23 protein-coding genes are annotated in these 25,594 nt (G+C 28.7%); 19 read left to right on the forward strand and 4 right to left on the reverse strand.

Annotated features, from left to right (window positions below):
- Positions 1 to 23: 23 nt before the first annotated feature.
- Entirely contained in the window at positions 24 to 863 is an 840-nt protein-coding gene (locus CJ192_RS00545; protein WP_102197360.1) for an aldo/keto reductase, read from the forward strand.
- A gap of 62 nt (positions 864 to 925) precedes the next feature.
- On the opposite strand, the gene pdxS is transcribed toward CJ192_RS00545, so the two are convergent.
- Positions 926 to 1,777: a pyridoxal 5'-phosphate synthase lyase subunit PdxS gene (gene pdxS, locus CJ192_RS00550; protein WP_004817156.1), complete on the reverse strand. Its 852-nt coding sequence runs from the start codon at positions 1,775 to 1,777 to the stop codon at positions 926 to 928.
- Between the two features lie 89 nt (positions 1,778 to 1,866).
- Between pdxS and pdxR the strand changes: the two genes are divergently transcribed.
- The 4 genes from pdxR to CJ192_RS00570 all read left to right on the forward strand — a co-directional run bounded on the left by pdxR (position 1,867) and on the right by CJ192_RS00570 (position 8,364).
- Complete coding sequence (gene pdxR, locus CJ192_RS00555) at positions 1,867 to 3,264, forward strand: MocR-like pyridoxine biosynthesis transcription factor PdxR (RefSeq protein ID WP_102197361.1); 1,398 nt, start codon at positions 1,867 to 1,869, stop codon at positions 3,262 to 3,264.
- Positions 3,265 to 3,403: 139 nt separating this feature from the next.
- The gene (locus tag CJ192_RS00560) at positions 3,404 to 3,994 is read left to right on the forward strand and encodes a TetR/AcrR family transcriptional regulator (RefSeq protein ID WP_102197362.1); all 591 of its coding nucleotides are present in this window, start codon (positions 3,404 to 3,406) and stop codon (positions 3,992 to 3,994) included.
- Entirely contained in the window at positions 3,994 to 6,048 is a 2,055-nt protein-coding gene (locus CJ192_RS00565) for an efflux RND transporter permease subunit (protein ID WP_102197363.1), read from the forward strand. Before CJ192_RS00560 ends, CJ192_RS00565 begins: the two co-directional genes overlap by 1 nt.
- Positions 6,049 to 6,057: 9 nt before the next feature.
- Positions 6,058 to 8,364, forward strand: coding sequence for a YhgE/Pip domain-containing protein (locus tag CJ192_RS00570; protein ID WP_102197364.1), 2,307 nt, complete (start codon positions 6,058 to 6,060; stop codon positions 8,362 to 8,364).
- A gap of 209 nt (positions 8,365 to 8,573) precedes the next feature.
- On the opposite strand, the gene CJ192_RS00575 is transcribed toward CJ192_RS00570, so the two are convergent.
- The gene (locus CJ192_RS00575; RefSeq protein WP_102197365.1) at positions 8,574 to 10,496 is read right to left on the reverse strand and encodes a BglG family transcription antiterminator; all 1,923 of its coding nucleotides are present in this window, start codon (positions 10,494 to 10,496) and stop codon (positions 8,574 to 8,576) included.
- A gap of 239 nt (positions 10,497 to 10,735) precedes the next feature.
- On the opposite strand from CJ192_RS00575, the gene CJ192_RS00580 reads away from it, so the two are divergent.
- The 5 genes from CJ192_RS00580 (at position 10,736) to fsa (ending at position 15,760) form a co-directional block, all read left to right on the forward strand.
- On the forward strand, positions 10,736 to 11,173 hold the full coding sequence (locus tag CJ192_RS00580) for a PTS sugar transporter subunit IIA (protein ID WP_102197366.1): 438 nt from the start codon (positions 10,736 to 10,738) through the stop codon (positions 11,171 to 11,173).
- 10 nt (positions 11,174 to 11,183) lie between these two features.
- Entirely contained in the window at positions 11,184 to 11,465 is a 282-nt protein-coding gene (locus CJ192_RS00585) for a PTS sugar transporter subunit IIB (RefSeq protein ID WP_102197367.1), read from the forward strand.
- Between the two features lie 29 nt (positions 11,466 to 11,494).
- Positions 11,495 to 12,856 carry a PTS ascorbate transporter subunit IIC gene (locus tag CJ192_RS00590; protein WP_102197368.1) on the forward strand — a complete coding sequence of 454 codons (1,362 nt, stop codon included), beginning with the start codon at positions 11,495 to 11,497 and terminating at the stop codon, positions 12,854 to 12,856.
- Between the two features lie 84 nt (positions 12,857 to 12,940).
- Positions 12,941 to 14,902, forward strand: a complete 1,962-nt coding sequence (tkt, locus tag CJ192_RS00595) for a transketolase (protein WP_102197369.1) — start codon at positions 12,941 to 12,943, stop codon at positions 14,900 to 14,902.
- A gap of 207 nt (positions 14,903 to 15,109) precedes the next feature.
- Positions 15,110 to 15,760, forward strand: coding sequence for a fructose-6-phosphate aldolase (gene fsa / locus CJ192_RS00600; protein ID WP_102197370.1), 651 nt, complete (start codon positions 15,110 to 15,112; stop codon positions 15,758 to 15,760).
- A gap of 92 nt (positions 15,761 to 15,852) precedes the next feature.
- On the opposite strand, the gene gltA is transcribed toward fsa, so the two are convergent.
- Together gltA and CJ192_RS00610 are read right to left on the reverse strand one after the other, a co-directional pair.
- On the reverse strand, positions 15,853 to 17,244 hold the full coding sequence (gltA, locus tag CJ192_RS00605; protein ID WP_102197371.1) for an NADPH-dependent glutamate synthase: 1,392 nt from the start codon (positions 17,242 to 17,244) through the stop codon (positions 15,853 to 15,855).
- Positions 17,231 to 18,073 (reverse strand): sulfide/dihydroorotate dehydrogenase-like FAD/NAD-binding protein, encoded by an 843-nt coding sequence (locus CJ192_RS00610; protein ID WP_039914272.1) that lies wholly within the window; start codon positions 18,071 to 18,073, stop codon positions 17,231 to 17,233. Before CJ192_RS00610 ends, gltA begins: the two co-directional genes overlap by 14 nt.
- Before the next feature lie 112 nt (positions 18,074 to 18,185).
- On the opposite strand from CJ192_RS00610, the gene CJ192_RS00615 reads away from it, so the two are divergent.
- The 9 genes from CJ192_RS00615 to mnmA all read left to right on the forward strand — a co-directional run bounded on the left by CJ192_RS00615 (position 18,186) and on the right by mnmA (position 25,577).
- Positions 18,186 to 19,955, forward strand: a complete 1,770-nt coding sequence (locus CJ192_RS00615) for an ABC transporter ATP-binding protein (protein WP_102197372.1) — start codon at positions 18,186 to 18,188, stop codon at positions 19,953 to 19,955.
- Positions 19,956 to 20,005: 50 nt separating this feature from the next.
- Entirely contained in the window at positions 20,006 to 20,770 is a 765-nt protein-coding gene (locus tag CJ192_RS00620; protein WP_102197373.1) for a J domain-containing protein, read from the forward strand.
- Positions 20,771 to 20,838: 68 nt separating this feature from the next.
- The gene (locus tag CJ192_RS00625) at positions 20,839 to 21,609 is read left to right on the forward strand and encodes a threonine/serine exporter family protein (protein ID WP_004817114.1); all 771 of its coding nucleotides are present in this window, start codon (positions 20,839 to 20,841) and stop codon (positions 21,607 to 21,609) included.
- 9 nt (positions 21,610 to 21,618) lie between these two features.
- Positions 21,619 to 22,095, forward strand: a complete 477-nt coding sequence (locus tag CJ192_RS00630; RefSeq protein WP_004817061.1) for a threonine/serine exporter family protein — start codon at positions 21,619 to 21,621, stop codon at positions 22,093 to 22,095.
- The gene (gene msrA / locus CJ192_RS00635) at positions 22,092 to 22,577 is read left to right on the forward strand and encodes a peptide-methionine (S)-S-oxide reductase MsrA (protein ID WP_004817094.1); all 486 of its coding nucleotides are present in this window, start codon (positions 22,092 to 22,094) and stop codon (positions 22,575 to 22,577) included. The genes CJ192_RS00630 and msrA overlap by 4 nt, the downstream gene beginning before the upstream one ends.
- Positions 22,578 to 22,694: 117 nt before the next feature.
- Entirely contained in the window at positions 22,695 to 23,126 is a 432-nt protein-coding gene (locus CJ192_RS00640) for a hypothetical protein (RefSeq protein ID WP_102197374.1), read from the forward strand.
- Between the two features lie 8 nt (positions 23,127 to 23,134).
- Complete coding sequence (locus CJ192_RS00645; protein WP_102197375.1) at positions 23,135 to 23,356, forward strand: YdbC family protein; 222 nt, start codon at positions 23,135 to 23,137, stop codon at positions 23,354 to 23,356.
- Positions 23,357 to 23,398: 42 nt separating this feature from the next.
- A complete protein-coding gene (locus CJ192_RS00650; protein ID WP_102197376.1) occupies positions 23,399 to 24,478 on the forward strand; it encodes a cysteine desulfurase family protein in 1,080 nt (359 codons plus the stop codon).
- On the forward strand, positions 24,468 to 25,577 hold the full coding sequence (gene mnmA / locus CJ192_RS00655) for a tRNA 2-thiouridine(34) synthase MnmA (protein ID WP_102197377.1): 1,110 nt from the start codon (positions 24,468 to 24,470) through the stop codon (positions 25,575 to 25,577). Before CJ192_RS00650 ends, mnmA begins: the two co-directional genes overlap by 11 nt.
- Positions 25,578 to 25,594: the final 17 nt, after the last annotated feature.

The raw sequence follows: 25,594 nt of genomic DNA on the forward strand, positions 1-25,594 counted from the left end.
GAAAAATAAAACAGGAGGTAGGTATGAAATATTTTAAATTAAATGATGGCAATAAAATTCCAGCCCTAGGACTTGGAACTTATAAAATTACAGACAGAGAAGATATTGCAAAAACCATAGAAGCAGCCTTAGAAAATGGCTATGAATATATAGATACAGCAAAACTTTATGAAAATGAAGATATGATTGGAGCTGAGCTTAAAAATTCAGGTAAAAAAAGAGACCAGTATCAACTTGCTACAAAAGTATGGCCAAGTGATTTTGGCTATGATAAAACAAAAAAATCGTTGGATGAGTCTTTAGAAAAATTACAAACAGATTATTTAGATGTAGTTTTACTTCACTGGTTTGGAAAGGATTTTGATAAATCTTGGAAAGTTTTTGAAGATTATAAAAGACAAGGGATAGTAAAAACAATTGGAGTTTCAAATTTTGAACTTTCTCAACTAAAAAAACTTTTAGAAATTGGAGAAAAACCTGCAATCGACCAATTAGAATCAAGCCCACATTTTCAAAATGACGATACTGTAAAATTTTTAAAAGAAAATAATATTATCCACCAAGCTTGGTCACCAATTGCTAGGGGTAGAAGTGAGTTACTGGAAGAGTTTGTAATAAAAAAACTTGCCAATAAATATAATAAAACTCCTGCTCAAATAGTTTTACGTTGGCATGTTGAAAGAGGTACAATGCCAATTCCAAAATCAACCAATCCACAAAGAATAAAGGAAAATATAAATATTTTTGACTTTTCAATTGATGATGAGGATATGAAAGCAATAAAATCAATTGACCTTAAAAAAAGATATTCATCAGATCCTGAAGATGAAAAATGGTTAAAAGATTTATTAAAAAGAGTATAAAGAAAAAATTCTGCAAATAAATGCAGAATTTTTTATATGGGGCAATTGTTTGATTTTAATTCTTACCTATTTTCAAAAATTTCTTTAATTTCGTCTTCATTGATTCCAACCATAGCTTCTCCAAGATCTTTTGAAACTTCAAGAATCACATCAGGATTGTCATAATTTGCTACAGCTTTTACAATTGCATTTGCTCTTTTTTCAGGATTTCCTGATTTAAATATTCCACTTCCAACAAATACACCGTAAGCTCCAAGTTGCATCATCAAAGCAGCATCAGCAGGAGTTGCAACTCCACCTGCAGAAAGATTTGCAACAGGAAGTTTTTTATTATCTCTAACATATTTTAAAAGTTCAACATCAACTGCCAAATCTTTTGCATATGAAAAAATTTCATCATCAGTTAAAACAGAAATTCTTTGAATTTCCCTGTTAATTTCTCTCATATGTCTTACAGCTTGAACAACATTTCCAGTTCCTGCTTCACCCTTTGTCCTAATCATAGAAGCACCCTCAGAAATTCTTCTCAAAGCTTCAGAAATATTTCTTGCACCACATACAAATGGAGTTTTAAATTTCTTTTTATCAATATGGTTAAAATCATCAGCAACTGTTAAAACCTCAGATTCGTCAATATAATCAATACCTAAGGATTCAAGAATTTGTGCTTCAACAAAATGACCAATTCTTACCTTTGCCATTACAGGAATTTTAACAGCTTTCATAATTTCTTCAATCATCTTAGGATCGCTCATTCTAGAAACACCACCAGCAGCCCTAATATCTGCAGGAACTCTTTCAAGAGCCATAACTGCACTTGCACCAGCTGCCTCAGCAATTTTAGCTTGCTCAACATTCATTACATCCATGATAACCTTTTTTTCAAATTTTAAATTTATATCTTTATCTGGCATTTTTTACTCCTTAATATTTCTTTTGATTTAATTATATGCTAAACTGTAACTAATAAAAGTAACAAAAAATAAAAAAATGAGGGGTACAGATGTATTTAAATTTGCCAAAAAACAAAAAATTTTTATATGATAAAATTTATGAAATTATAAAAAATAAAATAATAAAGGGTGAAATTATAGAAGAGGAAAAACTTCCATCAATAAGAAACTTATCAAAGGATATAAATGTATCCATTAATACTGTAAAAAAAGTTTACTATAAGCTTGAAGAAGAAGGCTATATTTATGTGAAGGATAAGAGTGGATTTTATTGCAGGAAAATAGATGATTTGATAATTTTAGATAAGAAAAATATAGAAGAAAAAATAGATACCAGTCAAGATATTAAATATGATTTTTCAATAAGCGGGGTAGATTATGAAAATTTCCCCTATAAAATCATGCAAAAATATATGAGAGAATCCATTGATAAAAATGACATAAAAATCTTGGATAAGGGATCTTATAAGGGATACGAACCTTTAAGAAATGCCATAAAAATTTATTTGAAAAATTCAAGAAATATAGAAACAAATTCAAGAAATATAATTATTTCTTCATCAACTGAACACTTATTTTCAATAATAAAAAAACTTTTAACTGATCAAACACTTTTTGCTTTTGAAAATCCTGGTTATGCTTTTGGAAATAAGTTTTATACTTATGATTTAAAAAATCCCATTCCTTTAGAACTTGACCAGGAGGGAGTAAAAATTGATAAGCTTGTTGATTTAAATGCACTTTGTCTTTTTGTAACCCCTTTTTATCAATTTCCGATGGGTACAGTTATGTCGATTCAAAGAAGAATAGAATTATTAAATTGGGCTTCTCTTTCAAAAGATAGATATGTAATTGAAGATGATTACGATAGTGAATTTAAATTTACAGGCTATCCTACAGAAAGTTTAAAGGCTATGGATAAAAATTCTGATGTTATTTATTTCGGAAATTTTTCAAAATTATTAGCTCCTTCACTTAGAATATCTTATATGATTTTACCAGATGATTTGTTAGAAAAATACGAGAGAAATTTTAAGGGCCTATCAAATACAGTATCAACTTTTGTACAAAAAGCCTTGGCGAATTTTATTAAAAGTGGAGAATTTGAAAAACATATAAATAGAATGAAAAATATTTATTTTAAAAAATTTAAATTTATAGTAAGAAAATTAGAAGAGATAGAGGAGATTTCTTTTCCCCAAAAAGTGGATTCTCTAAATTTACTTATAAAAATAGATGAATCTATAGATATAATAAAGTTTAAAAAAATTTTAAATAATAAATCTCTACACTTAATTGATTTAAATAAATTTACTTACAAAAAAAATGGAAAAGAAAATTATTTTATATTGGGATTTGCAAATTTAAGTATTGAAGAAATTGACCAAGGAATAGAAATTATAAAATTTGCCTTAAAAAATTCAAAAAATAATTTTTTAGAGTCTTGATTTTATCTAATTTGTTATACAAATAAAAAAATTAAATATTTTTTTAGAAAAAAAGTTGAACGCCGTTCAGAAAGTTGTATCATAATAAATGTAGCAATAAATGAACGGCGTTCATTTTATTAAAAGGATTAGATAATTTATGAGTGATGTAGAAAATAAAAAAGAAAAAATTATGGAGGCAGCTCTTAAAATTTTTAAAGAAAAGGGAGCTGATAAAACTTCTGTAAGAGATATTATGACAGAAGCAGGTTTTGGTTTAGGTACATTTTATTTGTATTACACAGATAAAAATGATTTGCAGGAAAAAATGGTTTTAAATATTGCAACAGAAATTATTTTAAATGCAGAAAAAATATGTGTACAAACTGATCCCATTGAAAGATATATTTCATTTGTTGATTACATAATTGATTATCTAATAGCCCATCCTTTTGAACTAGATCTTTTAAGTAAAAATATTACTTGGACACTTTATACAAAAATTGAAAATGATTATGGGCTTAGCGAAGCTGATTCGACTTTGAAATTTATTTTAAATAAATACGATAATTTATTTTTAGAAAGTCACACAGAATCTCAAAAACTTTATATACTTTCTCTCACCCTAGAAATCATGATGTCTACTTGTAAGAGTGCTGTATTGGAAGATTCAATTTTATCAATTGATGAAATGAAACCAGTTTTATTTGCTATTATTAGAAAAATTTTTAATAGAACAGGAGATAAGTAATGAAAAGAATAAGCAAGTTTATTTCTCACCATCCCAGACTTGTCTTATTAATAATGACTATATTATTAATACCTTCTTGGTTTGGATATAAGGCTACGGGTGTAAATTATGATATCTTATCATATTTACCAGCTGACTTAGAATCAACCCAGGGACAAGAAATTCTTGATAAAGATTTCAAAAATGCTGCCACGGGCATGCTACTTTTGAAAGGTGATGACCACGATGCTGATAAACTTAAAAATGAAATTTTAAAAGTTGATGGGGTAGAAGATGTTATTTCAAAAACATCAATTCTTGGCGATAGTATTCCAAATGAATTTTTGCCAGATGAAATAAGAGATGTTTTTTATTCTAAAGATTGTACCTTGTTAATGGTAAAATTTGCTGAAAGTTCTTCATCTTTTAGGACTATGAAAGCCATAGAAAATATTAAAAAAATAGAATCAAAAGAGAAATTTTTAAGTGGAATTAGTTCACTTGTAAAAGATACAAAAGATTTAATTGACCAAGAAACGCCAATTTATGTCTTATTGGCAGTTGTTTTAGCCCTTGTTATCTTATCTCTTACAAATGAATCTACTATAATACCATTTTTATTTATTTTAAATATCGGCTATGCAATTTTATATAATTTTGGTACAAATTTATTTTTAGGAGAAATTTCCTATATAACAAAGGCTATTGCAGCTGTTTTGCAATTGGCAGTAACTACAGACTATTCTATATTTTTATACCACAGATATGTAGAAGAGAAGAAAAACAATGAAGATAAAAATAATGCCATGGATATAGCTATACAAAAAACTGTATCCTCAATATTTGCATCATCATTTACAACTTTTGCAGGCTTTATAGTACTAATCCTAATGCGTTTAGGACTTGGAAAAGATATAGGTCTTGTAATGAGTAAGGGTGTTTTGTTGGGGTTAATTTCTACAGTTGTGGTTTTACCACCAATGATTTTAATAGCAGAAAAATTGGTTGCAAGATTTAACCATAAAATATTTTTGCCTTCATTTGATAAAACATCAAATTTTGTATTAAATCATAAAAATGGATTATTTATTGCCTTTTTAATTTTATTTATACCTGCAATTTACGGGGCAAGAAATACAAATCTTTATTACAATCTCGATAGGTCCTTGCCACAAGACTTAGATTCAATAGTTGCCTTAAATAAGATGAAAAAAGATTTTAATATGGCATCAACTCACTTTGTAGTAGTAGATGAAGATTTGAGCAAAAATAATATAAGTTCACTTATAGATGAAATAAAAGAAGTGGATGGAGTAAATAATGTTTTGTCTGCAAACTCAATAACAGGTTTGACCATACCAGATTCAGTTTTACCTGATAAATTAAAAGATAATTTTGCCAAAAACGGCTATCAAATGATTATGATAAATTCAAAATATCAAACAGCATCTGATAAGGTAAATAAACAAGTTGATAAGATAAATAAAATTGTAAAAAAACATGATAAAAATGGATACTTAACTGGGGAAGCAGTTTTGACAAAAGATTTAACTGTTTTATCAGATAGGGATTTTAAAATGGTAAATATAGTTTCAATTATTATAGTTTTTATAATTATTGCTGTAGTATTTAAGTCATTTGCAATTCCAGTAGTTTTAATTTCTGTAATCGAACTTGCTATTCAAATAAATATGGGAATTCCATTTTATCTAGGTCAAACTATTCCATTTGTAACATCAATAATTATAGGAGTAGTACAATTAGGTTCAACAATAGATTATTCAATCCTTATGATGGATAGATTTTTAGTAGAATATAAGGAAAATAAGGATGTGGATAAGGCCTTAAAATTAACTGTAAAGGAAACATCTAAATCAATTGTTACATCTGCCTTATCATTTATGGCAGCAACTGTAGGTGTAGGATTATATTCAAAAATGGAAATAGTTTCAACAATTTGTATGCTATTGGCAAGAGGGGCAATAATAAGTATGCTTTCAATAATATTATTCCTTCCAGCTGTTATAAAAATAGCATTTCCATTTATCAAGAAAACAACAAAGGGATTAAATTAGGAGGAAAAGATGAATAATAAATTAATGAAAGGATTTTCTTTAGTTCTTGCAAGCTCACTTTTAATGACTAATGTGGCTTATGCAAAAGATCTAGATACTAGAAAAAGTGAGACAATATATGTAACAAAAGAAGCTAATAAAATAAAAGATAAGACAGGTTCCATTTGGATAAATTCTGATAGTAACATTAAAATAAAAGATAAAACAAGTTTAAAGGATATTAAAAATTTAAAAACAGATAAAAAAGTAAATTTAGAAAACGGCTATATTAATTGGAATGAAGATAGCAAGGATATTTACTATCAAGGAAAAGCAAAAGAAGATTTGCCAGTTGATATTAGTGTAAAATATTTTTTAGATGGAAAAGAAATGACCTTTGATAAATTAAAGGGTAAGTCTGGCCATTTAAAAATTAAAATTGAAGCTGTTAATAAAACAAAAACAAAGGCAAATATTAATGGGGAAGAAAGAGAAATATATTCACCATACCTTGCCCTTACAGAAATTAATTTTAATTCAGAAAAGGTGAAAAATCTTACAACAGATAGTGGAAAACTTGTAAAAGATGGAAAAAATGAAATTATTGCAACTGTTTTAACACCAGGACTTAGAGAAAATTTTGATGGAATTATTGAAGGGGATAAATTAGATAATTTCAAAGATAAAGTTGAAATGGAGATGGATGTTAAGGATTACGAACCAACAGAAATATATGCGCTTATAAGTAATGAATTCTTCCAAGAAGAAGGAAAACTTGATTCTTTAGACGAATTAAAAAATGGTGTAAATGAATTAGAAGAAAATGCAGCAAAACTAGTTGATGGTTCAAATCAGTTAGATCAAGGAAGTAAGAAATTAAACGATGGAATTGGAAAATTAAATGATGGAGCAGGTAAGCTATCCCAAGGTTCAAGTAAAATTGTTAGCTCCTTTGACCAATTAGCAAATGGATTTTCAACTTTGCCAGGAAAGATACAAACTATCAACTCAGCTGTAAATCAACTAAATAATGGTGGATCAAAATTATACTCAGGAGTAAACCAATATACAGGAGCTGTTGGAGAAATAAATAAAAATATGGCCCTTTTAAACCAAGGAGCAGAAAGTTTAAACAATGGTGCAAGTGAAATTGATTCATCACTTGAAAAATTAAATAAGGGAACAAGCTCATTAAGAAATACTTTAAAGCAAGGTTCAAATAACAATGATTTAAGCGTTCTTACTGATTCAATGGGACAATTATCAAGTGGTCTTGATGAATTATCAAATGGAATTAGCCCACTTGCAGAAAGCATTAATAAAATAAATGGTGGATATATAAAAATTGAAGAATCTTCAAAAACTTTAAGTCAAGGAATAAATAATTTAAATCAAAGTGCTCAAAATCTACCAGGTCTTGATTCTAGTGTCCAAAATATAAATGCACAAGTAGGTGCAATTGACCAAGTTATAGCAAACTTACAAGCAAAAAATGAAGATGGATCTCTTTCATCAGAAATTGAAAATTTAAATGCTATAAAACAAGGACTAAGCATAGAATCTCAATCCTTAAGTGTAAATAGCCAAGCAAATCTTTCTATAAAAGAAGGACTTGGACAACTAGCAGGTGGATCAGAAGAATTAACTTCATCAATTAATAAAGCAAATAGTGGACTAGGACAAGTAAGTTCAAAATTAAATGATTCTAAAGAAAAAGTCCAAACATCATCAGCAAAGCTTTCACAAGCTAGCAAAAAAATCAGTTCTTCTTTATCAAATAGTAATATTAAAAAATTAGAAGAATCAGTAATAATGATAGATGATGCTACTGGTAAAATTAAGGCAGGATCTGAAAAATTAAAAGAAGGCGCCCAAAGAAACCAAGTAGGGGTAAATAAACTTTCTGGTGCAATTAATCAACTAGACTCTAATTCAGGAGAATTACTAAATGGTTCAGCTTCTCTTTCTAGCGGATTAAATCAATTCCAAGAAAGATCCAAATCCCTTTCACAACTTGCAAATATAAATGAAACAGCAATAAATCCAATGGCAAATGGATTAAAACAATTAGATAATGGAATAAACAAATTAAGTAATTCTACAGGCCAATTAAAAAATGGAAGCGATCAATATGTATCATCATTTGAAAAATTCAAAAAAGGTCTAAGTGATTATAAGACAAAGGGAATAGATAAGCTTGCAAATAAATCTGGAGATTTAACTGAGATTAGTGAAATTCTAGATCAAATGTCAAAAATAGCAAAAGAAAACAAAGCAATAACAGGAACAAGCGATGATTTTGAAACATCATCTAGAATAATTGAAAAAATCAAATAAAAAAACAGATAAAAAAATCCGATTTAATAGATTAGAAAAATCTTTAAATCGGATTTTTGGGACTGTAAATAATTTTGTGTATCTACCTTAATCCTGATAATGATATGTACCCTCCTTACTGATTTGTCCAGTAAAGAGGGTACACTTCAAATAAAAAGACAACTTATCACTTAAATAAAGTCATAAGACATCTTTCTATCATATTATAATTATTTATTGATGAAGATTTTTAAAAAATCATTTATATTATCAGTTTGTATTGCCTTTGATATTCTCGTATCATCTATTAAAAAATCACTTAAAGTTCTGTAGAAACTTTCTGCAATATCATTATCTATATTATCATTAAGATTTATTAATATTACTAGTTTGATTGAATTTACATTCCATTGTATGTCATTATTACTTATTAGCACAAAAATAAAATTTTGATCAGAAACTGGTACTAGTGGGTGAGGTATAGCAACCTTATTTTCTAAACTTGTGCAAGCTAGCTTCTCTCTTTCAATTAGTTGTTCATAATATTTATCAGGATTAATATCTTTACTATCGGACAATCTACTAGAAATTAATTTTAATACATCTACATATTTAAGACTTTGGCTATCCGAAATTTTAATATAACAGTTACTATTAAAAAGAGTCCTGATTTTGTTGATTGATTTGTCTCCTTTAAGTAGATTTGATATTTTTTTGATATCCTTTTTATATAAATATGCACTAACTTCTATAATGGGTTTATTTGTTTGTAAATGGTCTAAAGGAATTGTTGTGACTATTAGGTCATAGTTAGATAAATCAATGTTCATAGCCTTTAAATAATCACTAGTATCTAATTTATTAATATATTTAGAAAACTCATGCTTGAATCTATATTTTAAAACTTGAGCTGTAGCCCTCCCACTGGCACAAACTAAAAGTATATTTTTTTTATTTACCTTATCTTTTTTTCTAGCTAGAGAAGCACTGAAGTGCAAAGAAATATATCCTAATTCATCATCATCGATTTCAATGTTATATAGCTCGCTTATAAAATGAGAGCATATTTTTGCGCATTCAAATGCAATATGATCTTTTTTTATGTCATTTAATAGAGGATTTTTTAGTTTTATTCCAAAATTCACTCTTTTAATCATAGGAATTATATGCATAGTAAGAGAAGACGTTAATTCAGAATCGTCTCTTAAATCTATAGAGAATATTGCGTTAATTGTTGATAAAGATTTCTCTATTAGCTCATATACTTTTTCATTAAAATCATTAGATTTATATGTATCGGTTTTACTTATTAGATTATTATAGATATAATCTATCTCATTATTATTAAAATCAATATCTACTAAGACTGATACTTCTTTACATATAGATTCTGCCAGGCTTAAAATATTTTTATATAATGAAGTTTTATTAAGGTAATTATTTTTACTTGAAATAGTGTGTCCATTTTTAATTCTATAAGCTGTAATTATTAGGTAGTTTATAAAATTATTATATTTTATGAAATTTGTATTAAATTCAAATTTTGAAAAATTGTCTAGAACTATTGACTCTATTGAAGAAATAATTTCATTATTAAATTTTGTTATCTTCTTAGTTTTTGCTTCTGAAGTTTCTAAATATTCTTCTATAAAATCTACTATAAAATTTCTTTTGAATTCCTCATTACCAACAATTTTTATACCATAATAAGGTTTGGATATAATTTTAAGCTCATACTCTAGTAGTTGCTCTCTCATTTTCTTAATATCGTTATTTAATAAAGATCTACTTATAAATAATACATCTAGAAATTCCTCAGATTTAATGAAATCATCAGTCATTATTAATCTTAATGCCATGTAGTTGATTCTATATTCTTGACTATTAGGACTATTATCAAGAGCGTATTTAGGCCAATCTTCTTTGATGAACTTTGAAAATATATCATAATCATTAATCACAAATTTATATCCTACTCCTGATTTTGATTCAATATAGGCTCCGTTATTAAATAAAATATTGTTAAGTTCCTTAATATTATCTCTAATGGTTTTAGTACTGCAAGACAGTAAATATGATATTTCTTTAGCAGTGTATGTATCATATTTTTCTGTTAGTATTTCAAAAATTTTTTTTATTCTGTTTTCTCTCATAAATCCACCTTACAAATTCAAAATCGTCTTTTATACAATTATATAATAAAACCTAAAAAAAATGTTTTCATTTAATTTCCACTAGTTTTAAAACTTGTGGAAATTAAATGAAAGGATAAAAATTAAAGTTTATTATATTATAAATATAGATAAATTCTGTTGCTATAAGTGTATAGTATGATTTATAAAAATTTACATAGGAAGGAGGTAGCTCCATAGAGCTAAAATATTACAGTATTATGGAAAATGTTTTTACAAATGAAAATGTTAAAATAAGTGATGATATTCTTAGTTGGAAAGAAGCAATAAATCTATCTGCTAAACCTTTATTGGATCATGATTATATTGGTAAGGATTATCTAGATGCAATCTATCATAATATAGATGAATTTGGACCTTATATAGATTTTGGCTTTGAATTAGCAGTACCACACGCTAGGCCAGAATTTGGTGTAAAGAAAACAGGGGTGTCACTACTTAAGCTAAATAATAGTATAAATTTAATGAATGATTCAAATCATCCGATTAAAATTATTATTACGTTTTGTTCTGTAGATAATACTAGTCACATTGATATTCTAAAAAAGATAAGTGAAATTTTTGGAGATCAAAATAAATTAATTAGGATTAAAAATGCAAATAGTGTAGATGAAATTTTGAATATTATTAATAAATAAGGAGAGTTTTATGAAAATAATGGCGTTATGTGGATCAGGTTTAGGATCAAGTTTTATGGTAGAAATGAATATTAAAGATGCATTTAATGAATTGGGTGTATCAGGAGTCGAAGTAACTCATTCAGATATTTCTAGTGCAAGTAGTAACGATGCGGATTTATTTTTTGTTGCAAGGGATGTTGCAGAGAATATTTCTATAGATGAATCAAAAATTGTAATGCTTAACAGTATAATTGACAAAAATGAATTAATGGAAAAAGTAAAAAAGGTAATTGAAGATTATAATCTATAAATAGATTAATTATAATATGGAGGGTTATTATGAATGGAATAATCAAATTATTAGTGGATATTGCTTCCCAACCGGCTCTATTAGTTGCTTTAATAGCTCTTATAGGACTCGTTATACAAAAGAAGTCAACATCAGATATAATTAAAGGAACCTTAAAAACTTGGATAGGATTTGTAGTATTATCAGCAGGTGCAGATGTAGTTACCGGCTCTTTAGAGCCTTTTGGTAAAATGTTTCAACATGCATTTAATGTTCAAGGTGTAGTTCCAAATAATGAAGCTATTGTTTCAATGGCATTAGTAAAATATGGTACAACAACAGCATTAATAATGTTTTTCGGAATGTTAGTAAATATTTTGATAGCTAGATTTACTAAATTTAAACATATATTTTTAACTGGTCATCACACATTATACATGGCTTGTATGTTAGCAGTTATTTTTGCAGTTGCAGGTTTCAGTGGACTTCAACTTGTTGTTATTGGTTCATTAACACTAGGTGCAATTATGAGTTTATCACCATTTTTCTTACAACGTTACATGAGAGATATGACAGGAGCTAATAACATTGGACTTGGTCACTTTGGTGGTATTGGATACTGGTTATCAGGAAAAATTGGTGAAATTATTGGCAAGAATAGTAAAGAAGTTGTAAGTACTGAAGATACAAACTTTCCAAAAGGTCTTTCTTTCTTAAGAGATTCAACAGTATCAATAGGTCTTACTATGATGGTCATTTACCTAATTGTAGCTTTAGTGGCTGGACCAAATTTTGTAGCAAGTGAGTATCCGGATGGAGGAAATTATATTATATTTTCTTTAATGAAAGGTGCACAATTTGCTGCTGGTGTATATATTATACTTTCAGGTGTTAGACTTATACTAAATGAAATTTTACCTGCTTTCAAGGGTATTTCAGAAAAACTAGTTCCAAATTCTATACCAGCTCTTGACTGTCCAATAGTTTTTACAATGGCCCCAAATGCTGTATTGATAGGATTCTTCTCAAGCTTTATCGGTGGTGTAGTTTCATTAATAATAATGGGATTACTAGGTACTACAATAATTTTACCAGGTGTAGTTCCTCATTTCTTCTGTGGAGCAACAGCAGGTGTATTTGGTAATGCAAAAGGTGGAAGAAAAGGAGCTATCATAGGAGCTTTTATACACGGAATATTCATATCATTCTTACCACTATTCTTAATGCCTGTATTAGGAGATTTAGGATTTGCAAATTCAACATTCTCAGATGCCGACTTTACAATAGTAGGTATATTATTTGGTCTTTTAGGAAGCAATCTTGGTAGAATAGGAGTTGTTGCAGGTTTAATATTAGTTTATGCTGCTATTTTTGGATATAGTTTCGTTAAAAAAGATGAATCAGAGAATTAACAAATTATTATTTAAAAAGTAAGAAAATATAAGTAATTAATAAAAACTTTTAATTAAGTTTTTTGAATTCACAAGGAGAAATAAATGAAATTTGATGAATTGTTTATTAAAACTATTAGAACTTTGTCAGTTGATATGGTTGAAAGAGCAGGAAGCGGTCATTTGGGAATGCCTTTAGGTTCAGCACCTATGGCATATGAATTATTTAAAAATCATATAAAAATTAATCCTGAAGATACAGAATGGTTTGATAGAGATAGATTTATATTTTCATCTGGACATGGAACACCATTATTATACTCCTTATATCATTTATTTGGATATAATATAAAAATAGATGATATTAAAAATTATAGACAATTAGGTTCTATAACACCTGGGCACCCAGAAAGTTATATAACTGATGGAGTAGATGCAACTACAGGACCTCTTGGTCAAGGATTTGCAATGGCAGTAGGTTTCGCTATAGCTGAAATGCATCTAGCTGCTTTATATAATAAAGATGACATAGACATAATAAACCATAAAACATATGTAATATGTGGTGATGGTGATTTAATGGAAGGCGTTGCATTAGAATCAGCTTCAATAGCTGGTAGACTAGGATTAAATAAATTAGTTGTATTATACGATTCAAATGATGTTGTTTTAGATGGTAATGTAATAGATTCAACTAATGATGATATTAAGAAAAAATTCGAATCTATGGGCTGGAATTACTTATTTGTTAAAGATGGTGAAAATATAGAGGAAGTCGGAAAAGCTATTAATGAAGCAGATGCTTCAGAAAAACCAACAATTATAGAAGTGAAAAATATTATTGGTTTTGGGACACTAGATGCAGGAACTAATAATGCTCATTCAGATCCTTTAGGAGAAGAAGGTATTAAATATTTAAGAGAACAAATTAAATGGGAATATTTAGACGAATTTTATGTACCAGATGAAATAAAAGATTTTAGTAAAGAGTACCTAAGTTATTCAAACAAAAAATATGAAGAATGGTTAGAGAAGAAAAAGAAATACTCTGAAAAATATCCTGAGGAATATAAAAGATTATTTGAATATAAAGAACTATTGAACAATTTAGACTTTTCTAAATTCCATAAGTTTGAGAAAGAAGTACCTATAAGAGTAGCTTCTGAAGATGTATTGAACTTTATTTATGATGAAGTTGGAATGCTGATTGGAGGATCAGCTGATTTATCAAAATCAAATAAAACTAAGATCAGATCATGTGGTTATTTTAGCAAAGAAAATCCAAGTAATAGTAATATAGCTTATGGTGTTCGTGAATTTGGTATGGCATGTATAACTAATGGTATTGCGTTACATGGCGGTTTAATTCCATATGCTTCAACATTCCTAGTATTTTCTGAATATATGAAATCTGCTATAAGGCATTCTGCTTTGCAAAAAATAAACCCTATTTACATTTTTACTCATGATTCATTATCAATTGGCCCAGATGGCCCAACTCATCAACCAATTGAACAATTAGCATCATTAAGAGCGATTCCAGATATTGATGTTATAAGACCAGCGGATGCAAATGAAGTTATATACTCATGGAAATACGCGGTAAATAATGATAAACCGACTGTGTTAATAAATGCTAGACAAGAGCTTCCTATTATGTATGATTCATCATATGATAAATTTATTAAAGGTGCTTATGTTGTAAAAGAAAATGAGAATTATGATGCGACAGTTATATCAACTGGTTCTGAAGTATCATTATCATTAGAAGTAGCTAATTCGTTGACAAAAGAAGGAATAAATATAAGAGTTATTAATATGCCTTCTTGGGAAATCTTTGAAAGTCAGGACAAAGAGTATAAATTATCTATAATTGACAATACTAAGCCAGTGTTTTCTGTTGAAGCAGCTTCTGGATTTGGATGGGAAAGATATACAAAAGAAACAGAAAATGTTATTTGTATAAATGAGTTTGGTGAATCTGGAAATGGAGCTAAACTTTACAGTGAAAGAGGATTCAATATAGAGAATATATCCAATAGAATAAAGAATATTCTTAATAAGTAACTATAAATGAATTAGCATAAATTATTAAGGAACTGTTACAGTATTAAATAATTCTTCTGAATCATCAAAAACTATCTCAAGAAAATATTATCTCAATAAGAGTTTAGGCTCAGTTTAATATTTTAAAGAAAAATAAGTGATGATTTAAGAAACATATTATATTGCATAAGTTCCTTTTTAATTTGAATATATAAAAGGAAGGAAGATATGAAGTTTTTTTTAGATACTGCTAATGTAGATGAGATTAAAAGAATCAATGAACTTGGAATATGCGATGGAGTAACAACTAATCCTTCTATTATTAATAAAGAAGGTAGAGATTTCAAAGAGGTGATTTTAGAAATCTGCTCTATTGTGGGTGGACCTGTATCTGCTGAAGTTACAAGTTATGATTATGATAATATGATTAAGGAAGCGAGAGAGCTGTCTACTTGGGCTGATAATGTAATTATAAAAATTCCTATGACTGAAGAAGGAATCAAAGCAGTTAATACATTATCTAATGAAGGAATAAAAACTAATTGCACTTTAATATTTTCAGTAAGTCAAGCTTTGATTGCAGCTAAAGCAGGTGCAACTTATATTTCTCCATTCGTTGGAAGAGTTGATGATATGGGAGAAGATGGAATTGAGCTTATTAAAAACATAAAAAAAGTTCTAGATAATTATGGCTTAAAAAGTAAGATAATAGCAGCTTCAATTAGAACAAATAAGCATCTTGAAGGCTCAGCTTTAGCTGGAGCACATATTGCAACTATACCGGGAAATCTATTTGAAAAAATATGGAAGCATCCTCTTACAGATCAAGGAATAGATAATTTTAAAAGAGACTGGAATAAGTTTGTTGAGAGAAATTAAAGTATTAAAATCGGGTCTGTAAATAATATCTATTTTCTAAAAAATTATAAAAAAAGTATCAACCTAATTTTAGGTTGATACAAAATATTTTCTTATTTAGTCTTATTTTTTATATATTTATCAATATTTTCAGCAGCTTTTTTACCAGCTCCCATAGCAAGAATTACAGTTGCAGCACCACTTACTGCATCTCCACCTGCAAAAACTCCATCCTTACTTGTCATTGTAGAATCATCGATAATAATTCCACCCCAAGATTCAGTATTAATATCGTCATTTGTTTGTTTGATTAATGGATTTGGAGATTGACCAATTGAAACTATTACAGAATCAAAATCAACTTCTTCATATTTTCCAGTAGGAATTGGACGTCTTCTTCCAGATTTATCTTCTTCTCCTAATTCCATCACTTCTAATTTAACTTTTTTAACCCAACCATTTTCTCCTTCAATTTCTACAGGATTATGGAGGTTCATAAAGTTAATTCCTTCTTCTTTGGCGTGGTGACTTTCTTCAGCCCTTGCTGGCATTTCTTCAAAACTTCTTCTGTAAACAACAGTTACATCAGCACCCATTCTTTTAGCAGATCTCGCAGCATCCATTGCCACGTTTCCACCACCAACTACACAAACTTTTTTTCCTATATGAACTGGAGTGTCATATTCTGGGAATTTATAAGCTTTCATTAAGTTCATTCTTGTTAAAAATTCATTTGCTGAATAAACTCCATTTAAATTTTCTCCTTTAATTCCCAAGAATTTTGGAAGACCTGCTCCAGTTGAAACATAAACTGCTTCAAATCCCTCATCAAATAATTCGTTAATTGATTTTGTTCTTCCTATAATTGTATTTCTTTGAAGTTTTACACCAAGACCAATTACATTTTTTAATTCTTTTTGAACCAAAGTTTTTGGAAGCCTAAATTCAGGAATTCCATACATCAAAACTCCACCAGCAGTGTGAAAAGCTTCAAACATAACTACTTGATATCCTAATTTTGCGAGATCAGCTGCGCAAGAAAGTCCAGAAGGACCAGATCCAACAACAGCAACTTTTTTATTTTGTCCTGTAACTTCAACTGGTTTATTATAAGATTTGTTCATGTGATAATCTGCAACAAATCTTTCAAGACGACCTATTCCAACAGGCTCGCCATTTTTTCCTCTTGTACAAACTCCCTCACATTGACTTTCTTGTGGACAAACTCTTCCACAAATTGCAGGAAGATTGTTGGTTGATGAAATAATTTCGTAAGCCTTATCCAAATCTCCTTCAACAACTTGGTGAATAAATTCTGGAATTCTTACAGAAACAGGACATCCTCCCATACAAGGTTTATTTTTACATTGAACACATCTTAGGGCTTCTTCTTGGGCCATTTCTAAATCATAGCCTAAGGCTACTTCTTTAAAATTTTTGTTTCTAACATTTGGATCTTGTTCAGGCATAGCTACCTTTTCTTTACTTAAATTAAATTTTGCCATTTCTTATATCTCCTGTTAGTCTACAAATATGTTCTCTTTCTTCTTGTTGATAATTTCTACCCCTGTTCATAGCCTCATCAAAATCCACTTTAAAAGCATCGAAATCTGGGCCATCAACACAGGCAAATTTCATTTGACCACCTACTGTTACCCTACAACAACCACACATTCCTGTTCCATCAACCATAATTGAGTTTAGAGAAACTATAGTTGGTATGTCATATTCTTTTGTAACAAGGGCAGTATTTTTCATCATAATCATTGGACCAATTGCCAAAACAAGATCATATTTTTTTCCATTTTCAATATTCTCTTTTAAAACTTCAGTAACAAAACCTTGTTTTCCATAAGATCCATCATCTGTTGTAATATATAAATTATCTGAAGAATTTTTTAATTCATCTTCAAGAATTATTATGTCTTTATTTTTAAAGCCCATTATTACATCTGTATGAGCTCCGATTTTATGTAAATATTTTGCTTGAGGATAGGCAATAGCTGTTCCTAGACCTCCTCCAATTACACAAACATTTTTTCCCTTATATTGGTCAAGTTCTGTTGGTTGTCCCAAAGGACCAACAAAATCTAAAAATCCATCTCCTGCTTTTAATTCATTCATCCTAATAGTTGTTCCACCAACTATTTGCACTATGATAGTTACGTTTTCATCATCAGTTTCAGAAATTGTAAAAGGAACTCTTTCACCCTTTTCATCAATTCTTAAAATAATAAATTGACCAGGCTTTGCTCTTTTTGCAATATCTGGAGATTTTACAACAAATTTAATGGTTGAATCATTAAGATTTGTTTTTTCAATTATTCTTGCCATATATCCTCCTATCTATATCTTCATTAATATTTTAACAATTACCAAGAAAAAATCAAGTGACTAAGTTTAAATTAATAGTAAAATACTAGAGTATAAATAAAAAGGAGGAGAAATGGAAAAAAGAACTTATTCTGACAAAGAATTAATCAAAAAATTTATTCCTTATTACAAGGATTACAAAAATATTTTGGCTATAGATTTATTTTCAGCATTTTTAACAACTGTTTGTGAATTGATTTTACCAATTATTCTATCAACGCTTACAGATCATGCATCAAACTCTAGCCTAACTTATTCAATTATTTTAAAGCTAACTTTAATTTATGCTTTAACAAAACTAATTGAGGTTGCAGGAAGATATTTTATGCAATCTTATGGTCATATTATGGGAGCTCATATTGAAAAAGATATGAGACGTGATATTTTCAAACACTTTTTGACAATGTCAACAGCATTTTTCAATGAAACAAAAATTGGCCAACTAATGAGTAGGATGACAACAGATCTTTTTGATATTACAGAATTTTCCCATCATTGTCCGGAAGAATTTTTTATAGGTTTTATAAAACTTACAATTTCTTTTGTAGTTTTGATGACTATAAATGTTCCTTTAACCTTGGTTTTATATATTATTATTCCTGTAATGGTATATGCTGCAAGAGTTAAAAGAAGAGCTTTTTCAAGATCAGTTAAAAGTGAAAAAAGACAAATTGGTGAAATTAATGCAAGCATAGAGGATTCTCTTTTGGGAATTGATGTAGTTAAATCATTTGCCAATGAAGATTTGGAAAAAAGAAAATTTAAAAAGGGTAATGATAAGTTTGTAGATATCAAAAAAGTAAAATATTACAATATGGCATCCTACAATATGATTAACCAATTATTTGCAGGGAGTATGTATGCTATTTTGATAGTTATGGGTGGAAATTTTGTAATAAAAAATATAATGAGCCCAGGAGACCTTGTTGCCTTTGTTTTATATTTAAATACAATTATTGCAACTGTTAATAGGCTTGTAGAATTTACCGACCAATATCAAAAAGGAATTACAGGAATCGAGAGATTTAATGAAGTAATTAATATGAAATCTGATATTTTCGATAAAAATGATGCCAAAGAGCTTACAGATGTTAAGGGAAAAATTTCCTTCGACCATGCTTATTTTAAATATCCTGACCAAGGAGAAGAAGATCCATGGATTTTGGAAGATATTAATTTTGATATAGATATTGGAGAAAATGTAGCCCTTGTTGGTCCATCAGGAGCAGGAAAAACAACTGTTACAAAATTAATTCCTAGATTTTATGAAACAAATAAAGGAAGAATTCTAATTGACGATAAGGACATTAATGATTTAACCCTAAATTCTTTGAGAAATAATATTGGTATTGTCCAACAAGATGTTTATTTGTTTGGTGGAACTATTAGGGAAAATATTTTGTATGGTAAGGAAGATGCCAGCGATGAGGAAATAATAAGAGCAAGTAAGCTTGCAGGTGCCTATGATTTTATTATGGAATTATCAAATGGTTTTGATACCTATATTGGAGAAAGAGGGGTTAAACTTTCTGGAGGCCAAAAACAAAGAATTTCTATAGCAAGGGTATTTTTGAAAAATCCACCAATTTTAATTTTGGATGAGGCAACTTCTTCTTTGGATAATACAAGTGAAGCTATTGTCCAAGATTCTTTAGAAAAATTATCAAAGGGAAGAACAACCTTAACTATTGCTCACAGGCTTTCTACAATTATTAATGCTGATTCAATTATAGTTTTGACAGATGAGGGAATTGTTGAAAGAGGATCTCACAAAGAATTATTAGATAAAAAAGGAATTTATTATAAACTATATAATTCTAATAATGAAGAGCTTTTTGGTTAGTAGACAGACAAAAATAACTTGGGTATAATCATCATAGATTGGAGAAAAAAGTGAAAAAAATATTAGGAAAATTTATCCACGGACTGGCAAGCGTATTAAATTCAATATTTAATTTTTTAATAAATATTTTAAATGCTATTGTTACAGTCTTTGAAGGTTTAAGCCAAGTTATAATGTTAGTTGGATGTTCTTTTATATTTGTATTGCCAATATTTTTTATAGCAATACCGCCAAGAATTTTATCTATATTTTTAATAATTGCTGTAGTTCCATTTTTAGGAAAATCATTTATTTCTTTATTAAGATATGGAAATTACACCTTGATAGAATGGATGTATGATAAGGCAGATACTTTGATATCTGGACAAATGAAAGGCTATGATAACTTATCAGACTATGCAAAAAAATATAGGCTAGACCAAGAAAGAGAAAGAAGAAGACAAGCTGAAGAAGAAAGACAAAGAAGACAAGAGGAAATGAATCAAAGATTTGAAGAATTTTTTCAAGGATTTAATTTTTCAGGATTTGATTTTGACCAAGGAAATTTTAATGGTGGTTATAATACAGGATCATATCAAAATGGTGGTTTTGTAAATGATCTTGGCTTTAAGGAAAAATACCAAAAAGCCTGTGATACTTTGGGAGTTTCTTATACAAGTGACCAATATGAAATAAAACTTGCCTATAGAAAACTTGCTAAAAAATTTCACCCAGATATAAGTACAGATCCAAATGCCACAGAAAAATTTCAAAAAATAAATGATGCTTATGACTTTCTATCTTCTGAAAATATAAATAAATATAAAAATATGTAAATTTTTTCTTAAGGTAACTTTCCTTCAATTTTGGAAAGTTACTTTTGTATTTAAAAAGGAATTTATTGATGAAATACAACGAAGACGATATAAATAAATTATTAGAAATAACATCAAGAGCAGGGGCCATGATGTTAAAAAACGGAGCAGAGATTTATAGGGTTGAAGATACCGTCGAAAGAATCATTAGGTCAATTTATAATGCTAGCGACATAGATGTTTTTGCTACCTTCAATGCTATGATGTATTCTTTTAATGTTGATGGAAAAACCTATGCCAACGTTAAAAGAGTAAAAAATAGGGGAAATAATTTAATAATTGTAGATAGGGTAAATTCTTTTTCAAGAAGATTTTGTAATCACGAATTGACCTTAGATGAGGCTTTGATAGAGCTTGATAATATTAGAAAAACTACAAAAATAGATCCTAAAGTTACAATAATTGGTGCAGTTCTTGCATCAACTGCCTTTCCAATTTTGGTAAATCCCAAAGCACCAATTTTTTTAGATTTACCCATAACCCTTATAGTTTCTTTTTTAACTTTTCTTATATTTAGAAGGGTAGAAGAAAAAATGTTTGGATATTTCATAGAAAATTTTGTAGCTGGAATAATGGTATCATTTTTGACTATAATGATTGGAAAATTTGTTGGTGGTTTTAATATGGCTAATGTAATAATTTCATCAATGATGCCCTATGTACCAGGATTTATTTTGACAAATTCTATAAGAGATTTGATGAGTGGAGATGCAACTAGCGGTCTTGTTGGTCTTACCATGTCTTTATTTATTTCCTTAGCCCTTGCAATTGGCGTTGCTGTACCTATGACTTTTTTATAAGGAGGATATATGCATTTACTATTAGGATTTATATTTTCATATATTTCAGCTCTTGGCTTTGCTATGTTATTTTCTTGTCCAAAAAGTTCTATAAAATTATCATCCCTTGCAGGTGCGATAGGATTTCTTATATATCAAATAGTTGGAGATATAATTGGAGGAGGAGTTTTTTTAAAGGCCTTGGCAGGTGCCTATATAACAGGAATTATGGGAGAAATTTTTGCAAGAAAATGCCACATGCCAGCCATTTTATTTATAGTCCCTGGAATAATAAATCTAGTACCAGGAAAGGGAATATATAATACTTTGTATTATTTTGTAGATGGTAAAAAATCTTTAGCCTTTATAAACTTATTTGACACCTTGGCTGTTGCATCAGCAATTTCCTTTGGAATATTACTAGCATCAGCCCTATCAAAATCATTAAGAAAGTTTAAATTTAGAAAACCAAGTAAAAGATATGATTGGAGAAAAAAGAAAAAATGAAAAAAATATACCTAGCTGGAGGATGTTTTTGGGGAGTAGAAGCATACTTTAAAGATATAGAGGGAGTAGAATCGACCCTTGTAGGATATGCTAATGGAAATACAAAAGATACATCCTATGAAAAGTTATATAAAACAAATCACGCAGAAACTGTAGAGATAAAATATGATGGAAAAGAAGAATCTTTAAAAAGAATTTTAGAATATTTTTATTATATTATTGATCCATTTTCAATAAACAAACAAGGAAATGATATTGGTCTTCAATATAGGAGTGGGATATTTTCAAAAGATGAAAAAGATTTAGAATTTGCTAGAAGATTTTTAGACCAAAAACAAAAAAATGAAGATAGAAAAATACAAATAAGGGTAGAAAAATTAGAAAATTTCGTAAAAGCAGAAGATTACCATCAAGATTATTTAGATAAAAATCCAAATGGCTACTGCCATATAAATTTATTAGATAAACCAAACCTAGCTTAGTCTAGGTTTTTTATTTGGAAAATTTATAATACATAAAAATTGATATTTTAAAACTTTATAATACAATCCTTGTAGAGGAAATTATTCTATGATATTATACTCAAAGGAGAGGATAATATGGGACTTATTGATGAAAAAAATTTAACTAAAAATCAAAAAAAATTGATGGATTTAAAGATTCGTTTGATTAAGGCTGAGTTTGAATTGAATTTTTATTTAACAGGATATGAAAATTTAAGCCAAATTTATAATGATAAAAATAAGCTTAATAGGATTTTTATGGATTCTTATATTTCATTGATGGACCATAATCCTTATGATTTTATAGAAAAAATTGATAGGTTTAGTGATTTGAGCTTATCTTATAAAACCGATGATATTAAAATTAAAAACCTTTTGAAAAGTTTGGATGATATTAAAAATCTTGATGATGAAGAAATTCTAAAACAAAAGGGTAGAATAAAAAGAAGAATTAGAAAAATGGAGTTGGCAGCTAGTGAAATTGAGAATGTTTTGCTAAGCTCTTTGCCAAGAAATTATTATAGTTAGGAGTTTTTATGGCGATTAAATTTGATATAGTAGAAAATTTGGGTGTTCTTTCAACAAATGCCAAGGGATGGACAAAGGAATTAAACCTTGTTTCTTGGAATGAAAGAGATCCAAAATATGACTTGAGAGATTGGAATGAAGATCATACTAGAATGAGTAAAGGAATTACTTTTACTAAGGAAGAAGCAGAAGTTTTAAAAGAAGTTTTAAAAGAAGAATTTGACGACTAAGACCTAAAATTTTAGGTCTTTTATAAATTGTAAGGAAGTTTTATGATATATTTTGATTATGCAGCTACATCCATAAAAAGAAAAGAAATTTTAGAAGATATTTTTAATAATATGGAAAATTTTGATGGAAATCCTGATTCTTTGCACGCCTTGGGAAGGGCTGGAAAAAAAGTTTTGGAAGATTCTAGGGTGGAAATTGCAAAATCTATTAATGCAAATCCAAATAATATAATTTTTACAGCATCTGCAAGTGAGGCTAATAATACAATTTTGTCAAATTTTAAAGATGACCTTGTTATTACTTCAAAAATAGAGCACGATTCTATTTTAAATACTGTAAATAAGGATAAGACAATTTTTCTTAGTGTTGATAAGGATGGATTTTTTTCTCTAGATGAATTGAAAGAAAAACTTACAGATGAGGTAAAATTGGTTTCTTTGATGTTTGTAAATAATGAAATAGGGGCAATTGAACCTGTTTATGAAATTGGTGAATTTTTAAAAGACAAGGATGTATTTTTTCATGTAGATTGCGTTCAAGCTTATTCTCATATTGATATTGATGTAGAAAAACTTCATTGCAATTCACTTTCTCTTTCTGGCCATAAAATTGGTGGGATAAATTCTTTTGGTGTTCTTTATTGCAATAAAAAAATAGAACCATTTATTAAAGGTGGGGAGCAAGAAAAAGATAGGCGAGCTGGAACTTCCTTTACAATGGGGGCCTATTCTATGGCAAAAGCCTTCCCAAAAGCATATAGTGAAAGAGAAAAAATTAAAGAATTAAAATCTTATTTTGTAGAAAAATTAAAAGAATCAAATTTCTTATATGAAATAAATGGAAGCTTGGAAAATTCTACTGATCATATATTAAATTTATATTTTCCAAAGGTAAAAAATGAACTTCTTCTTACATATTTAGATATGAATGGAATTTGCATTTCTGTAGGATCTGCTTGTAGGGCTGGTAGTGTTGAGGCAAGTAATGTTATAAAAAATATGTACGATGAAGATAGGGCAAGACATTCTGTAAGATTTTCTTTTGGTTTTACAAATACAAAAGAAGATATTGACTATACATTTGAAGTTTTGAAAAAATTAAGGGGGATAGATGGAAAATAAAGATAAGAAAGATATAAAAGTTATCGTTGGTGTAAGTGGTGGAGTTGATTCATCTGTTGCCGCCCTTTTATTAAAAGAAGAAGGCTACGATGTTAGTGGAATTTTTATGAAAAATTGGGATGAGGAAGATGAAAATGGAGTTTGTACTGCAGAAGTTGATTATGAAGATGCAGTAAAAGTTTGTAACCAAATAGGAATCCCATATTATTCAATAAATTTTGAAAAAGAATATTATGATAGGGTATTTTCATATTTTCTTGATGAATATAAAAAAGGAAGAACTCCAAATCCTGATATAATGTGCAACAAGGAAATAAAATTTAAGGCTTTTTTGGATTATGCAAAAGATTTGGGCGCAGACTATCTTGCAACAGGTCATTATGCAAGAGTTGATAGGTCAGATGGTGAAACTAAAATGCTTAGAGGCCTTGATTCAAATAAGGACCAAACATATTTTCTTTCCCAATTATCACAAGATCAAATAAAGGATGTTCTATTTCCAGTAGGAAATCTTGATAAAAAAGAAGTAAGAAAAATTGCCAAAGAAAATAATTTGGCAACAGCTGACAAAAAAGATTCAACAGGAATCTGTTTTATTGGAGAAAGAAATTTCAATGAATTTTTGTCCAATTATCTTCCGGCAAAAGAGGGAAATATAGTTGATACTGATGGAAATATCATGGGAAAACACTATGGATTAATGTATCACACAATTGGACAAAGAAGGGGACTTGGCATTGGTGGAGAAGGTGAAGCTTGGTTTGTTTGTGGTAAAGATTTAGAAAAAAACGAACTTATAGTTTGCCAAGGAAAAAATAATGAAAAATTATTTTCAAATAGGCTAATAGGATCAAATTTATCTTCAATTTCAGCTGAGGGACTAAAAAAAGAATTTGATTGTACATGTAAATTTAGGTACAGGCAAAAAGATATAAATTCTCACGTAAAAATTTTAGATGATGGAAAAGTAGAAATCACATATGATAAAACAAAAGCAGTAACCCCAGGCCAAGCTGCAGTATTTTATGACGGGGAAGTCTGCTTAGGATCTTGCATTATAGATGAAGTTTATAATGGAGAAAAAAGATTAAAAGTATAAAAAATCGGAGAGAAATT

Origin of the sequence: Anaerococcus hydrogenalis, from assembly GCF_002871895.1 — a bacterium.
Taxonomy (GTDB): Bacteria; Bacillota; Clostridia; order Tissierellales; family Peptoniphilaceae; genus Anaerococcus; species Anaerococcus hydrogenalis.

Coding starts and splice junctions, on each gene's coding strand:
- CJ192_RS00545 (WP_102197360.1), top strand. CDS start 24: ATGAAATATTTTAAATTAAATGATGGCAATAAAATTCCAGCCCTAGGA.
- pdxS (WP_004817156.1), bottom strand. CDS start 1,777: ATGCCAGATAAAGATATAAATTTAAAATTTGAAAAAAAGGTTATCATG.
- pdxR (WP_102197361.1), top strand. CDS start 1,867: ATGTATTTAAATTTGCCAAAAAACAAAAAATTTTTATATGATAAAATT.
- CJ192_RS00560 (WP_102197362.1), top strand. CDS start 3,404: ATGAGTGATGTAGAAAATAAAAAAGAAAAAATTATGGAGGCAGCTCTT.
- CJ192_RS00565 (WP_102197363.1), top strand. CDS start 3,994: ATGAAAAGAATAAGCAAGTTTATTTCTCACCATCCCAGACTTGTCTTA.
- CJ192_RS00570 (WP_102197364.1), top strand. CDS start 6,058: ATGAATAATAAATTAATGAAAGGATTTTCTTTAGTTCTTGCAAGCTCA.
- CJ192_RS00575 (WP_102197365.1), bottom strand. CDS start 10,496: ATGAGAGAAAACAGAATAAAAAAAATTTTTGAAATACTAACAGAAAAA.
- CJ192_RS00580 (WP_102197366.1), top strand. CDS start 10,736: ATGGAAAATGTTTTTACAAATGAAAATGTTAAAATAAGTGATGATATT.
- CJ192_RS00585 (WP_102197367.1), top strand. CDS start 11,184: ATGAAAATAATGGCGTTATGTGGATCAGGTTTAGGATCAAGTTTTATG.
- CJ192_RS00590 (WP_102197368.1), top strand. CDS start 11,495: ATGAATGGAATAATCAAATTATTAGTGGATATTGCTTCCCAACCGGCT.
- tkt (WP_102197369.1), top strand. CDS start 12,941: ATGAAATTTGATGAATTGTTTATTAAAACTATTAGAACTTTGTCAGTT.
- fsa (WP_102197370.1), top strand. CDS start 15,110: ATGAAGTTTTTTTTAGATACTGCTAATGTAGATGAGATTAAAAGAATC.
- gltA (WP_102197371.1), bottom strand. CDS start 17,244: ATGGCAAAATTTAATTTAAGTAAAGAAAAGGTAGCTATGCCTGAACAA.
- CJ192_RS00610 (WP_039914272.1), bottom strand. CDS start 18,073: ATGGCAAGAATAATTGAAAAAACAAATCTTAATGATTCAACCATTAAA.
- CJ192_RS00615 (WP_102197372.1), top strand. CDS start 18,186: ATGGAAAAAAGAACTTATTCTGACAAAGAATTAATCAAAAAATTTATT.
- CJ192_RS00625 (WP_004817114.1), top strand. CDS start 20,839: ATGAAATACAACGAAGACGATATAAATAAATTATTAGAAATAACATCA.
- CJ192_RS00630 (WP_004817061.1), top strand. CDS start 21,619: ATGCATTTACTATTAGGATTTATATTTTCATATATTTCAGCTCTTGGC.
- msrA (WP_004817094.1), top strand. CDS start 22,092: ATGAAAAAAATATACCTAGCTGGAGGATGTTTTTGGGGAGTAGAAGCA.
- CJ192_RS00640 (WP_102197374.1), top strand. CDS start 22,695: ATGGGACTTATTGATGAAAAAAATTTAACTAAAAATCAAAAAAAATTG.
- CJ192_RS00645 (WP_102197375.1), top strand. CDS start 23,135: ATGGCGATTAAATTTGATATAGTAGAAAATTTGGGTGTTCTTTCAACA.
- CJ192_RS00650 (WP_102197376.1), top strand. CDS start 23,399: ATGATATATTTTGATTATGCAGCTACATCCATAAAAAGAAAAGAAATT.
- mnmA (WP_102197377.1), top strand. CDS start 24,468: ATGGAAAATAAAGATAAGAAAGATATAAAAGTTATCGTTGGTGTAAGT.